Below are 13613 nucleotides of genomic sequence, written 5' to 3' on the forward strand. Positions count from 1 at the left end.
GTCGTTTTCCCTTATGTGTGCGTCCGACACGGTCGATCGGCCGGCCGATGGTGCTGTCGCCAGCCCATTTTTTTGCTGCGGACGGTTTCGCGCGTGGTATAAGCCGCGCCGCCCGCGGCACCGCGGCCGGGTTATCGATGCAGTTCACGCGGGCGTGGCGGAACTGGTAGACGCGCTGGATTTAGGTTCCAGTGACGAAAGTTGTGGGGGTTCGAGTCCCTCCGCCCGCACCAAGCGCTGCTCTGGCGTTTGCCCCAAGTTTTACCGGCGACCCCGCTGTCTCGCAAAGAGAAAGCGGGCCGCCGACCCACCCGGCGCAAGGCGTTTTGCCGCGCGTCGTCCACAATTGAGTCAGGTGTGTCCGGATCGCAAGAGTTCGGACCGTAGCGGAAGAAGATTGGCGCCATGCAGGTCACAGAAACCTTGTCGGAAGGCTTGAAGCACGAGTTCCAGATCAGCGTTCCGGCGGCGGATCTTGACGCCAAGGCGGACGCCAAGCTGGTCGATCTGAAGGACAAGGTCCGCATCAACGGCTTCCGCCCCGGCAAGGTGCCGGTGGCGCACCTGAAGAAGATCTACGGCAAGTCGGTCATGGCCGAGACCATCGACCAGACCATCCGCGACACCAACACGCAGATTTTCACCGAGCGCGGCTTCCGCCTGGCCACCGAGCCGAAGGTGACGATGCCGACCGAGGAGGCCGAGGTCGAGAAGATCCTCGCCGGCCAGACCGACCTGACCTACACCGTAGCGATCGAGGTCGTGCCCGCGATCGCGCTCGCCGACTTCAAGACCTTCTCGGTCGAGAAGCCGGTCGCCGACATCACCGATGCCGACGTCGACGAGGCGATCAAGCGTCTGGCCGACGCCAACCGCAGCTACACTGCCAAGGCCGAGGGCGCGAAGGCCGAGAGCGGTGACCGCGTGAAGGTCAACTTCAAGGGCACGATCGACGGCGTCGCCTTCGACGGCGGCACCGGTGAGGGCATCGATGTCGTGATCGGCTCGAACACCTTCATCCCGGGCTTCGAGGACCAGCTGACCGGCATCGCGGTCGGCGAGACCCGCACGCTGAAGGTCACGTTCCCGACCAACTATCTCAACAATGAGCTGGCCGGAAAGGCCGCGGAGTTCGAGACCACGGCGACCGCGATCGAGGCGCCGGAGGACAAGGTCGTCGACGACGAGTTCGCCAAGACGCTGGGCCTCGAATCGCTCGACAAGCTGAAGGAGCTGATGCGCGACCGGCTGGCCGGCGAGTTCAGCCAGGCGACCCGCCAGCGCGTCAAGCGCGCGCTGCTCGACCGCCTCGACGAGACCCACAAGTTCGATGCGCCGCCGTCGCTGATCGACGAGGAGTTCAACCTGATGTGGAACTCGGTCCAGGCCGAGATGAAGTCGAGCGGCAAGACCTTCGCCGACGAGAACACCACCGAGGACAAGGCGAAGGAAGAGTACCGCACCATTGCCGACCGTCGCGTCCGTCTCGGCCTCGTGCTGTCGGAGATCGGCGAGAAGAACAAGATCACCGTGACCGACGACGAGGTCAGCCGCGCCGTGATCGAGCGTGCGCGCTCGATGCCTGGCCGCGAGAAGGAGGTTTGGGACTTCTACCGCAGCAACCCGCAGGCGCTCGCTCAGCTGCGCGCGCCGATCTACGAGGACAAGGTCGTCGACTTCATCCTCGAGCTCGCGAACGTCACCGAGAAGAAGGTGTCCAAGGACGAGCTGTTCAAAGACGACGAGAACGACAAGGCGGCCTGATCGGGCCACCGTTCGTCGGGTTTGCGACATCAGCGCATGATTAAGGTTGACCGGCGAAAGCGCCGGTCAACCCGGTTCCGGCGCTGGTCGCCGCGGCGGGAATCAGCTTCAACAGGGCAACGACCTCGCTTGCGGTTGGCCCGGGGCCCGGTCTTGTCACCGGGAAATTGGTCCATATCTGTGGGCTCGGTCTTGAAGTTCTGCATCACGGGACATTCGTCCGTCGCTGCTCGTTGAATGAGCCTCACCTGCGGCGGCCGGTCGTCTCAACTGCTGGTCCAACCTCTGGGTGATTCATGCGCGATCCCGTCGAAACCTATATGAACCTTGTGCCCATGGTGGTCGAACAGACCAACCGCGGTGAGCGCGCCTACGACATCTTCTCGCGGCTCCTGAAGGAGCGCATCATCTTCGTGACCGGCCCGGTCGAGGACGGCATGGCGACCCTGATCGTCGCCCAGCTCCTGTTCCTCGAGGCCGAAAACCCGAAGAAGGAGATCGCGATGTACATCAACTCGCCGGGTGGCGTGGTGACGTCGGGTCTCGCGATCTACGACACGATGCAGTTCATCCGTCCGGCGGTGTCGACGCTGTGCACGGGTCAGGCGGCCTCGATGGGCTCGCTGCTGCTCTGCGCCGGCCACAAGGACATGCGCTTCTCGCTGCCGAACTCGCGCATCATGGTGCATCAGCCGTCCGGCGGCTTCCAGGGCCAGGCGACCGACATCATGCTGCATGCCCAGGAGATCCTGAGCCTCAAGAAGCGGCTCAACGAGATCTACGTCAAGCACACCGGTCAGCCCTACAAGGCGATCGAGGATGCGCTGGAACGCGACAAATTCCTCACGGCGGAAGCTGCCCAGGAATTCGGGCTCATCGACAAGGTGCTCGACAAGCGCCCGGAAGATCCGGCGGCGATGGGCAAGTGAGCCAGGAATGAGCGAGCCGGGGCCCCTGGATAGGGCCCCGGAAACTGACGGCATCACTGCTGCCGGCCTCGGCCGGCGGCGGTATCGAGGTGGGTCCTAAAAGGGCCGCAACCCTGCCGTGCGACGGGCAAACAGGCGTGGCAAACACGCAACGTTCGGCCGATTTCGCGTGTTCTTACCGTGTCAAGCCTCAAAATCACGGTAATGTCACGGTCTAGGGTCTGTGCTCCGATTAGCGAATTCTTGATAGTCGGATGACAGCATGATTGGCTAGAGTGTCCAGTTATGGATCGTGGGGGATTCGCAGAAGTCGTGGATCGCACGGCAGGTGAAGAACAAGGTCTTAATTTTGGTACGAAATTTGCTCTTTCACCACACTGGTCCGGCCCGCGCCGGATCGGAAAGAACGAGCGGACAAGAGCGAACCGCGGACGGAGACAGGAATGACTAAGGTCGGTACGGGCGACGCCAAGAACACGCTATACTGCTCGTTCTGCGGCAAGAGCCAGCACGAAGTCCGCAAGCTGATCGCAGGTCCAACCGTCTTCATCTGCGACGAGTGCGTCGAACTCTGCATGGATATCATCCGCGAGGAGAACAAGTCCTCGCTGGTCAAGTCGCGTGACGGCATTCCGACGCCGAAGGAAATCTGCAAGGTTCTCGACGACTACGTGATCGGTCAGAACCATGCGAAGAAGGTGCTCTCGGTCGCCGTTCACAACCACTACAAGCGCCTCAACCACCAGACCAAGCACTCGGACGTCGAGCTCGCGAAGTCGAACATCCTGCTGATCGGTCCGACCGGTTCGGGCAAGACGCTGCTCGCGCAGACGCTCGCCCGCATCCTCGACGTGCCGTTCACGATGGCCGACGCGACGACGCTGACCGAGGCCGGCTATGTGGGTGAGGACGTCGAGAACATCATCCTGAAGCTGTTGCAAGCCGCCGACTACAATGTCGAGCGGGCGCAGCGTGGCATTGTCTACATCGACGAAATCGACAAGATCAGTCGCAAGTCGGACAATCCCTCGATCACCCGCGACGTGTCGGGCGAGGGCGTCCAGCAGGCGCTGCTCAAGATCATGGAAGGCACGGTCGCGTCGGTTCCGCCGCAGGGCGGCCGCAAGCATCCGCAGCAGGAGTTCCTGCAGGTCGACACCACCAACATCCTGTTCATCTGCGGTGGTGCGTTCTCCGGCCTCGAGAAGATCATCTCCTCGCGCGGCCGGTCGACCTCGATCGGCTTCGCGGCCCAGGTGCTGGCGCCGGAAGATCGCCGCACCGGCGAGATCTTCCGTCACGTCGAGCCTGAGGATCTCTTGAAGTACGGCCTGATCCCCGAGTTCGTCGGCCGTCTGCCGGTTGTGGCGACGCTCGAGGATCTCGACGAGAATTCGCTGAAGAAGATCCTGACCGAGCCGAAGAACGCGCTGGTGAAGCAGTATCAGCGGCTGTTCGAGATGGAGAATATCGAGCTGACCTTCGCCGACGAGGCGCTGGGTGCGGTGTCGCGCAAGGCGATCGAGCGCAAGACCGGCGCACGTGGTCTGCGGTCGATCCTCGAGAGTATCCTGCTCGAGACCATGTTCGATCTGCCGGGCCTCGAAGGCGTTGAGGAAGTGGTCATCTCGCGCGAGGTGGTCGAAGGCACGGCCCGTCCGCTCTACATCTACGCCGATCGCTCCGATCGTGCGGTGGAAAGCAGCGCCAGCGCGTGATCCGCGCTGGTACGAGAGACAGAAGACCTCGATTGATCGGATCAGCGACTGCCGCGGACACTGTGTCCGCGGCATCGCAGCGTTTGCGTAACCCGCCGCGTAAAGCCATTTTTGGCGGGCGTTTACCGATACTTGACACCCCCCGGGTCGATAGCCACCTAATGTCGCGTGGCGATACAAATCTCAATCCCGGGATTCGCCTCACCAAACGATCCGAAATAAGCGGGCGATATCGACGCGTCAGTGAAGTCCGGATCAGATCGCACCTTGTGGCGGTTGCGCACGATGGCGGGCTGCGTGCAAGGGGGCAAAACAAAAGGAACAGGCCATGACGACCCCTAAACCCCGGCCGACCATCGTTTACGGCGAGAGCCACGCCTATCCGGTGCTTCCGCTGCGCGACATCGTCGTCTTCCCGCACAACATCGTTCCGCTGTTCGTCGGCCGCGAGAAATCCATCCGCGCCCTCGAAGAGGTGATGAAGAACGACGCGCTGGTGATGCTGGCGACGCAGAAGAACGCGTCCGACGATGATCCAGCTCCGGATGCGATCTACGAGACCGGGACGCTCGCCAGCGTGCTGCAACTCCTGAAGCTGCCCGACGGCACCGTGAAGGTGCTGGTCGAGGGCCTGGAGCGCGCGCGCGTCGAGAAGTACACCGATCGCGCCGACTACTACGAAGCCACTGCCGTGGCGCTCGAGGACACCGATGCCAAGTCGGTCGAAGCCGAAGCGCTGGGCCGCTCGGTCGTGTCGGACTTCGAGAGCTATGTGAAGCTGAACAAGAAGATCTCGGCTGAGGTCGTCGGCGTCGTTCAGTCGATCACCGATTTCGGCAAGCTGGCCGACACCGTCGCTTCGCATCTCGCCGTCAAGATCGCCGATCGCCAGGGCATCCTGGAGACGCTGTCCGTCACCACGCGCCTGGAGAAGGTGCTGGGCCTGATGGAGAGCGAGATCTCGGTGCTGCAGGTCGAGAAGCGCATCCGCTCGCGCGTCAAGCGCCAGATGGAGAAGACCCAGCGCGAGTACTACCTGAATGAGCAGATGAAGGCCATTCAGAAGGAGCTGGGTGACGAGGACGGCCGCGACGAGCTCGCCGATCTGGAAGAGCGCATCAACAAGACCAAGCTCTCCAAGGAAGCGCGCGAAAAGGCGCAGCACGAGTTGAAGAAGCTGCGCCAGATGTCGCCGATGTCCGCGGAAGCGACCGTCGTGCGCAACTACCTGGATTGGCTGCTGTCGATTCCGTGGAACAAGAAGTCCAAGGTGAAGAAGGATCTGGAGGCCGCGCAGGCGGTCCTGGATGCGGATCACTATGGTCTGGAGAAGGTCAAGGACCGCATCGTCGAGTACCTGGCGGTGCAGTCGCGCGCCAACAAGCTGACCGGCCCGATCCTGTGCCTGGTCGGACCTCCCGGCGTCGGCAAGACCTCGCTCGGCAAGTCGATCGCGAAGGCCACTGGCCGCGAGTTCGTTCGCGTGTCGCTGGGCGGCGTGCGCGACGAGGCCGAGATTCGTGGTCATCGCCGGACCTATATCGGTTCGATGCCGGGCAAGATCATCCAGTCGATGCGCAAGGCCAAGACCTCGAATCCGCTCTTCCTGCTGGACGAGATCGACAAGATGGGCTCGGACTTCCGGGGTGACCCGTCGTCGGCGCTGCTGGAGGTCCTGGACCCCGAGCAGAACACGACGTTCAACGATCACTATCTGGAAGTCGATTACGACCTGTCGAACGTCATGTTCATCACGACCGCGAATACGCTCAATATTCCCGGGCCGCTGATGGACCGCATGGAGATCATCCGCATCGCGGGCTACACCGAGACCGAGAAGGTCGAGATCGCCCGCAAGCACCTGATCCCCAGCGCGATCTCCAAGCACGGCCTGGACTCGAAGGAGTGGTCGATCGACGACGACGCGCTGCTGCTCGTAATCCGGCGCTACACCCGCGAAGCGGGCGTGCGTAATTTGGAGCGTGAGATTTCGACACTGGCCCGCAAGGCCGTGAAGGAGCTCATGATCTCCAAGAAGAAGTCGGTGAAGATCACCGAGAAGACCGTCGAGGAATTCTTGGGTGTTCCGAAGTACCGCTTCGGCGAGATCGAGAGCGACGACCAGGTCGGCATCGTGACCGGTCTGGCGTGGACGGATGTTGGCGGCGAGCTGCTGACGATCGAAGGCGTCATGATGCCCGGCAAGGGCAAGATGACGGTGACGGGCAATCTGCGCGACGTCATGAAGGAGTCGATTTCGGCGGCGGCCTCGTTCGTCAGGTCGCGTGCGATCAACTACGGCATCGAGCCGCCGTTGTTCGACCGGCGTGACATCCACGTCCACGTGCCGGAGGGGGCGACCCCGAAGGACGGCCCCTCGGCCGGCGTGGCCATGGCGACGACGATCATCTCGGTGATGACCGGCATCCCGGTTCGTCACGACGTCGCGATGACCGGCGAGATCACCCTGCGTGGTCGCGTGCTGCCGATCGGCGGTCTGAAGGAGAAGCTGCTGGCTGCCGCTCGCGGCGGCATCAAGACGGTGCTGATCCCCGAGGACAACGCCAAGGATCTCACGGAGATTTCCGATGCGATCAAGGGCGGCATGGAGATCATCCCGGTCTCCCGTCTCGACGAGGTCGTTGCCCGGGCCCTGGTCCGCAAGCCGGTGCCGATCGTCTGGGAAGAGGACACCAAGGTGCCCGTGAAGGCCGATGGCGACGAAGCCGCCGGCGGCCTGACCGCCCACTGAGGCCAGAACAGATGCAAGGAAACGGCGCCCGATCGGGCGCCGTTTTCGTTTGGGCTCGTTCCGTTGAATGGGTTGTCCTGATCGACAAAGCTGCCGCGGCTTTCCGGCCTGACGTGCGGTTCCGGCGTTGATTGCGTCCCGGGCAGGGGGTAAAGAGGCGCAGCGCGACGGGCCTGCACGGCATGGCCGGACAGGATACCCGATCGGCTGCAGGACGGGCGGTTAGCTCAGCTGGTTAGAGCATCTCGTTTACACCGAGAGGGTCGGGAGTTCGAATCTCTCACCGCCTACCACCTCACCGCAGGCAAGCTTCCCATCGAGTCTCGCCGGGGCCGACCGGCGCGGAAGGCTTTCGTCACATGCAAGAGGCCGCGCTCCGTTCGATGCCGAGCGGAGCCGTAAACGCCGTCGTCAAGTCAGTGCCCAGTGCCGTCCGCGTTGCGGCCCGCTTTCATTTGACGAAGGTGTTGGCGACGCGGCGAGACCGCAGGACGTAGGCAATCCAGATTGCCGCGCTGATCGCGCTGACCGCCAATTGCGCTGGATTGATCGAGTCGCGACCGATGAAATCCGTCAGCGCTCGATCAAGTGAGATCGCCAGAATGGCGGCAATCGCCAGCACCTCCAGGATCGGCACGATGACGACAAACAGCATCTCGGCAATGAAGAAGCGGGGAAAGCTCCGTGCGTGCTTGAACATCAGGATCGTGGTGTAGGCCGAGAAGGCGAGCAACGCGAGGCTCAGCGCGATCTCGCCCCAGATCATGGCCGGAAAGCGGGTCCATACCTCATCGCGGATGGATCGAACGTAGTCGGCAAGGCTGATCAGGTACCGGATGGGGCCGAGCACCTGTCCGATGGCCACGAGCACGAGCCAGCCTCCGATTCCGTGCGGTTGGGCCCTGACGTTCTTGAACGCGATCGCCTCCTCGGCGGTCACAACGGGCTCGCGCGTTTCGGGGGAGGGCGCCGAGGAGCCCTGCAGCGGCGGTCGTTGAAACAACTGACCTGCGACCTCGCCGACTTCGCGGACCGGTTTCCACTTGTCGAAGCCCTGTCGCCAGATCAGCACCGGCCGAGGGTCGGCAAGACATTCCAGCACCGAGATCAGTTTGGCGAGCGAGACCGGACCATTCGGTTGATTGCCCTCGGAATAGTACCAGAGATCCGTCATGCAGCGCCCCCGCGTTGCACCATTGTAGCGCTCGCGTCTTGGTCGTCACGATGGAAACGATCGGCCAAAGCGAGGTTTTTTGCTGGCATTGAGACAGCCCGAGGCCGTTGGAGCCGCGCCTCCGCTCTGCCCCCCCCCGGCGAATGAGAGGCGCCTGAAATTCCCATGGCGATCGTCGGCCGTTCGGCTACGCTGCGTCCTCGAACGTCACACGTGGTTGGGCTCATGACTGACTTTCTGCGTCACTGCACCGGCGGACACGAACGCATCATCGCGGCAGGAATTGACCTGCTGCAGGAGGGCCACAGCACCGGGCATCTCTACATCCTGCTGGACGGGCGGCTGGAGGTGATCAAGGCCGGCGCTACCGTGGCCGTCGTCTCGGAGCCGGGCGCGCTGTTCGGCGAGATGTCGCTGCTGCTGGAGCAGGCGCATACGGCGACCGTTCGCGCGCTCATCGACAGCCGGATCTACGAGATCCTGGATGCGCAGCGTTTCCTGACCGAAAATCCCGAGGCGACCTTGTGGATCGCACGCATGCTGGCGCAGCGGCTCAACGTCGCCAACACCTATCTCGCCGACCTCAAGCGGCAATATGCCGGGCACGGCACGCATCTTTCGATGGTCGGCGACGTCCTGCAGAGCATGATCAACCTGCCGCCGCAGCAGGTCTCGCCAGGAACGGATCTGGAATCCGACCCACGGCTCTGAGCCATTCCGGCGGCTCGGCGACCGGCTGCGCCGGCCGCTGCAGCGGTGCGGCGAGATCGATCCATTCGGCGTGGCCGGCGGCCAGCCAGTAGGCGCGCGCCGCGTCGGTCTCGATCACGATGTAGGTCGGGGGACGTCCGGGCTGCAGGCCGGTGTTGAACACCCAGGTCGCGCCGAGCCGGTCGAACCATGAGCCATTGCCGATGAAGGGCGACTGATGGACGTGGCCCGAGATCACCATGGACGGTTGGTGACGTTCGATCCAGCCGACGAGCTCGGCGTCGCCGAAGAAGCGCTTGCCGCCCCAGCTCACCGGCGAATCCGCCGGCGGCGCGTGGTGGATCCAGATCCAGCGGGCCGCCGTCCGCTGCGCGGCATTGGTGAGCTGGCGCTCGATCCTCGCCTTCACCAGCGGACCATCCCACCACGGGCAGATCGTGAACAGCGTGTCGTCGATCAGGAGATCGTCGCCATCGGCGGCAATTCCGAGCTCGTGGAGGGTCCCGATCCACGCCGCGATCTTCTCGCCATCGGCGCTGCGCTCTTCCAGATCGTGGTTGCCCGAGCAGATCATCACGCGGGTCTTCGCCGCGAGCAGAGCGAGATACTTCTTCACCACGACGATCTGGGCGCGAATGTCGACGATCGAGGACAGGTCGAGCGCATCGCCCGCGAATACCACCGCATCGAAATGACCGGCGGCGGCGACCAGCCAGTCGAACTGCGGCAGCGCGTAGTGTAGGTCGGCAACGACGAGGCAGCGCATGAGATCTCCGATGCACTCAATGCAAATCAGAGACCATCGGTGCTTTCAAGACGGATACGGGCCGGCGCCTGGTCAGCGCTGCTGCTGACGTGAGGGATAACGCGGCTGCGTCGGTTCCGTCTGGTAGGACGGGTAGCCGGGACTGTACGGCTCGGTCAGCGGCCGCGACGGGGTGATCGGCTGATTGAGCGGATCGGAGAACACCGGGTTCTGCCGCGTCGGCACCGGCGTGCCGCTGCGTCCGCCGGCGGCTTCGGCTTGGGCTACGGCTGCAAATGACAGCGCCGCTGCCACGAGCAGCAACAAGCGAGGATGTCCACTCATGATGGTCCTTTCTCACGGCCCGCCACGTGAATGCCCGATCGCGAGGCCCGTTCCACCGGTGATATGGAAACGATGTCGCACTCGGCAAAGCGCCACTGAGTAGGGCGGGCGCTGATCTGCGGTCGTAGCGAGCGGTACCCTCAATCATCGCGGATGGTCTCGACGGCGTGGTCAAGGCCGGGTGACATCTGTCCGTCGCGCCCTCGTGCCTTGACAGGCCGGGCCCCAGCATGCGCGATGCCGGCCTGTCATCATGTCATCGGGACGCATCATGTCATTGCCTCTTGGAGACGACCGCAACGCCGATCAGATCGCCTATTGGAACGGGCCGGGCGGCCAGCGCTGGTCCGATCGCCAGGAGGCGCAGGACGTCCTGCTCGCGCCGGTGTCGCAGATCCTGATCGACCGGATCGCCGCTGGACCCGGCGACCGTATCCTCGACGTCGGCTGCGGCTGCGGCGGTCTGGCGATTGCGCTCGCGGCGCAGGTTGCACCCGGCGGCCATGTGCTCGGCATCGACATTTCCACTCCCATGCTGGAGCGCGCCCGCGCCGTGGCGCCGCCCGCGCTTCCGGTCGAGTTCGTGCTGGCCGATGCCACCGTGCATCCGTTCACGCCGGCGAGCTTCGACCTTCTGGTCTCGCGCTTCGGCGTGATGTTCTTTGCCGACCCCGTGACGTCGTTCGCCAACATGCGCCGCGCGCTCAAGCCCGGCGGCCGGATCGTGTTTGCCTGCTGGCGCGAGCCGAAAGCCAATCCCTGGATGATCGCGCCGCTGCAGGCGGTGTATCGCCACGTGCCCAAGCTTCCGGAGATGGCGCCGGAGGATCCGGGCCCGTTCGCTTTTGCTTCGGAGGAACGGGTGCGGCGGATCCTGGGGGAGGCCGGCTTCAACGATGTTGCGCTGCAGGCGCATGCGCTGTCGCTCGACATCGCCCGCGGCCAGGGGCTCGAGGCGGCCGTGCAGTCCGCCTTCGAGATCGGTCCGGCCAGCCGTGCTCTGGAGGGACATGATGAAACGACGCGGCAGGCTGCCCGGCAGTCGGTGCGTGACCTGCTGGCGCAGCATCTCCAGGGCGGCAGCGTCAGCCTGTCCGGCTCGATCTGGCTGGTGACGGCGCGGAACTGAGCGCCGCGCCGAAAGCGCTCAGCTGCGCTCTTCCCAGATCATCGCCAGATGGACGATGGTCTGCACGGCCTTCTCCATGTCCTGCACGCTGACCCATTCCAGCCGCGAATGGAAGGCGTGCTCGCCTGCGAAGATGTTGGGGCAGGGCAGGCCCATGAACGACAGCCGCGAGCCGTCGGTGCCGCCGCGAATCGAGGTCCTGACCGGCGTCAGTCCCGCGCGGCGGATCGCGTCCTCGGCATAGGTCACGATCTCCGGATGCCGGTCGATCACTTCCTTCATGTTGCGGTACTGCGCCTTGACCTTCATCTCGTAGGTCGAGCGCGGATAGTCCTTCATCACGTCCTTGACGATGTCCTCGAGCAGCGCCTCCTTCTGGCGCAGGCCCTGCTCGCTGAAATCGCGGACGATGAAGTCGAGCCTGGCCTGCTCGAGCGCGCCGGAGATGCCGACCGGATGCAGGAAGCCTTCCTTGCCCTCGGTCGTTTCCGGCGAGCAGCTGTCCTTCGGCAGGCGCTCCACGATCGCGGACGCAATCTTGATGGCGTGCTCCATCTTGCCCTTGGCAAAGCCGGGGTGGGCGCTGACGCCGTTGATGACGATGGTGGCGCCGTCGGCGGAGAAGGTCTCGTCCTCGATGTGGCCGGCGGTCTCGCCATCCATGGTGTAGCCGAAATCGGCGCCGAGTTTCTTCAGGTCGACCCGATCGACGCCCCGGCCGATCTCCTCGTCGGGCGTGAACAGGATCTTGATCGTACCGTGCTTAATCTCGGGGTGGCTGATGAGGAACTGCGCCGCGTCCATGATCTCGGCGATGCCGGCCTTGTTGTCGGCCCCGAGCAGGGTCGTGCCGTCCGTGGTGATGATGTCGCTGCCGATCTGCTGCTTGAGCGCCGGGTGTTCGGCCGCGCGAATGATCTGGCTGGAATCGCCGGGCAGGGTGATGTCGCCGCCCTGGTAATTGCGCACGATCTGCGGCTTCACGTCGGCGCCCGAGCAATCCGGCGAGGTGTCCATGTGCGAGCAGAAGCAGATCACCGGCACGGTCTTGTCGGTGGTCGCGGGGATCGTGGCGTAGACATAGCCGTGGTCGTCGAGATGGGCGTCCGCCAGCCCCATCGCCTGCAGTTCGCCGGCGAGCAGCCGCCCGAGATTCTTCTGCTTCAGCGTCGACGGGCAGGTCGGCGAGCTCGGGTCCGACTGGGTGTCGATCACCACGTAGCGGAGGAAGCGCTCGGTGACGGAATAAGTATAGCTGCGGAACTGGTCTGACATAGGCACCACGATAGGACGAAGGAGGAATATTGTACCGCAATCGGTCCAGTAATATATCAGACTGGCATACCAGATGACAGGGGCTGCCGGCGATCTGCCGCCTGCGACTGCCCAAATAGAGGGACGAAGGCGGTCCCATTGAAGCCGGCTGCCTCGCATGATCCGACGAGACGTCGAGCCTGCTCGGTCGAACGATTCGGATATCGACTCTTTTCCCGATGGGGCGGACCGGTTCGCCGCCGCCGTTGGGCAACTCACGTCTGACCGTCTTCATCTGGGCTGCCCGACTCCGGCAGCTCCGGCGAGGCTCGCGATCATGCTTTGGGGGCTGCCGCTTCGACGTGATCGGCGGCGGCTTGGCCGCTTTGGCGGTCTGAACGCCGTGCGGTCACATCTTGCGGCAGTTCGCTGCGTAGATCGCCGGCCGAACCCGGACCGCGGGCCGGCCTCGTCGTTGACCTCTGTGCAAGGACTTCTCACAAATCGGTTTCATTGTCCTTGACTTCGAAACATCGCCCCTTTAAGTCGCACTCCTCCGCGGGATTTCGCGATCACGCGGGAGTAGCTCAGTTGGTTAGAGCGCCGGCCTGTCACGCCGGAGGTCGCGGGTTCGAGCCCCGTCTCTCGCGCCATTTTCAATGGCTTAGCACCCCCCTTACAGCATCATCCTCGTGTCCGGCTCGCGCTGTTGCGCGCGGCGATAAGTTGCGCCGTTTCGCTCTGGCCGGCAACGCAAAAGGCCGCCGAAGCGGCGGCCTGGACGTCACGGTTCGCTGATGCGGTGAGTGGTCAGCGCACCATCGAGTTCGCGGAACTGGTCACGACGACCGGCTTGCCCGCCTTCACGACATGCGCGGCGGTCTGGCTGTAGTCGACATTGGTGCGGGCAGCGATCCCGAAGGCGGTCACCGCAATGCCGGCCACCAGGGCCACCACGATGATCTTCAGATGGGTCGAACGGTCTGCGGAATGGAGCGAGTGGTTCATGTCGGCCTCCCGGCGTCTCAGAGCGCCACTTTGTTGGCCGTACTTCTACCTGCGGTTTGTTTCGATCCGGTTTCTTCGTTTCCT

At 63.8% G+C, this 13613-nt stretch carries 11 protein-coding genes and 3 tRNA genes; 9 read left to right on the forward strand and 5 right to left on the reverse strand.

Features of this window, described 5'->3' with window-relative positions:
* The first annotated feature begins 148 nt into the window (after positions 1–148).
* The 6 genes from ACQR0Z_RS23350 to ACQR0Z_RS23375 all read left to right on the forward strand — a co-directional run bounded on the left by ACQR0Z_RS23350 (position 149) and on the right by ACQR0Z_RS23375 (position 7456).
* A tRNA-Leu gene (locus ACQR0Z_RS23350) sits at positions 149–233 on the forward strand.
* 172 nt (positions 234–405) lie between these two features.
* Entirely contained in the window at positions 406–1764 is a 1359-nt protein-coding gene (gene tig, locus ACQR0Z_RS23355) for a trigger factor (protein WP_434920193.1), read from the forward strand.
* A gap of 296 nt (positions 1765–2060) precedes the next feature.
* Positions 2061–2693 carry an ATP-dependent Clp protease proteolytic subunit gene (locus tag ACQR0Z_RS23360; protein ID WP_006611023.1) on the forward strand — a complete coding sequence of 211 codons (633 nt, stop codon included), beginning with the start codon at positions 2061–2063 and terminating at the stop codon, positions 2691–2693.
* 443 nt (positions 2694–3136) lie between these two features.
* Positions 3137–4411, forward strand: coding sequence for an ATP-dependent Clp protease ATP-binding subunit ClpX (gene clpX / locus ACQR0Z_RS23365; protein ID WP_434859177.1), 1275 nt, complete (start codon positions 3137–3139; stop codon positions 4409–4411).
* Positions 4412–4739: 328 nt separating this feature from the next.
* A complete protein-coding gene (gene lon / locus ACQR0Z_RS23370; RefSeq protein WP_434859176.1) occupies positions 4740–7163 on the forward strand; it encodes an endopeptidase La in 2424 nt (807 codons plus the stop codon).
* A 216-nt stretch (positions 7164–7379) separates the two neighbouring features.
* A tRNA-Val gene (locus ACQR0Z_RS23375) sits at positions 7380–7456 on the forward strand.
* 158 nt (positions 7457–7614) lie between these two features.
* On the opposite strand, the gene ACQR0Z_RS23380 is transcribed toward ACQR0Z_RS23375, so the two are convergent.
* A complete protein-coding gene (locus tag ACQR0Z_RS23380; RefSeq protein ID WP_434879860.1) occupies positions 7615–8337 on the reverse strand; it encodes a DUF2569 family protein in 723 nt (240 codons plus the stop codon).
* Between the two features lie 225 nt (positions 8338–8562).
* Here ACQR0Z_RS23380 and ACQR0Z_RS23385 point away from each other — a divergent pair, with 225 nt between their 5' ends.
* Complete coding sequence (locus tag ACQR0Z_RS23385) at positions 8563–9048, forward strand: Crp/Fnr family transcriptional regulator (protein WP_434879861.1); 486 nt, start codon at positions 8563–8565, stop codon at positions 9046–9048.
* On the opposite strand, the gene ACQR0Z_RS23390 is transcribed toward ACQR0Z_RS23385, so the two are convergent.
* Together ACQR0Z_RS23390 and ACQR0Z_RS23395 are read right to left on the reverse strand one after the other, a co-directional pair.
* Positions 8987–9814: a metallophosphoesterase family protein gene (locus tag ACQR0Z_RS23390; RefSeq protein WP_434879862.1), complete on the reverse strand. Its 828-nt coding sequence runs from the start codon at positions 9812–9814 to the stop codon at positions 8987–8989. The genes ACQR0Z_RS23385 and ACQR0Z_RS23390 overlap by 62 nt on opposite strands.
* A gap of 72 nt (positions 9815–9886) precedes the next feature.
* Positions 9887–10120, reverse strand: coding sequence for a hypothetical protein (locus tag ACQR0Z_RS23395; protein WP_434879863.1), 234 nt, complete (start codon positions 10118–10120; stop codon positions 9887–9889).
* 289 nt (positions 10121–10409) lie between these two features.
* Here ACQR0Z_RS23395 and ACQR0Z_RS23400 point away from each other — a divergent pair, with 289 nt between their 5' ends.
* Positions 10410–11267, forward strand: coding sequence for a class I SAM-dependent methyltransferase (locus ACQR0Z_RS23400; protein ID WP_434879864.1), 858 nt, complete (start codon positions 10410–10412; stop codon positions 11265–11267).
* Positions 11268–11285: 18 nt separating this feature from the next.
* Here the strand turns inward: ACQR0Z_RS23400 and pepT are convergent, their stop codons facing one another.
* Complete coding sequence (gene pepT / locus ACQR0Z_RS23405) at positions 11286–12542, reverse strand: peptidase T (RefSeq protein WP_434879865.1); 1257 nt, start codon at positions 12540–12542, stop codon at positions 11286–11288.
* A gap of 555 nt (positions 12543–13097) precedes the next feature.
* Here pepT and ACQR0Z_RS23410 point away from each other — a divergent pair.
* Positions 13098–13174: transfer RNA gene (locus ACQR0Z_RS23410), tRNA-Asp, on the forward strand.
* A gap of 157 nt (positions 13175–13331) precedes the next feature.
* Here ACQR0Z_RS23410 and ACQR0Z_RS23415 read toward each other — a convergent pair.
* Complete coding sequence (locus ACQR0Z_RS23415; RefSeq protein ID WP_434859169.1) at positions 13332–13529, reverse strand: hypothetical protein; 198 nt, start codon at positions 13527–13529, stop codon at positions 13332–13334.
* Between the last annotated feature and the right edge of the window lie 84 nt (positions 13530–13613).

Source organism: Bradyrhizobium sp. HKCCYLS3077, assembly GCF_051167555.1.
In the GTDB taxonomy this organism is placed as follows: Bacteria; Pseudomonadota; Alphaproteobacteria; order Rhizobiales; family Xanthobacteraceae; genus Bradyrhizobium.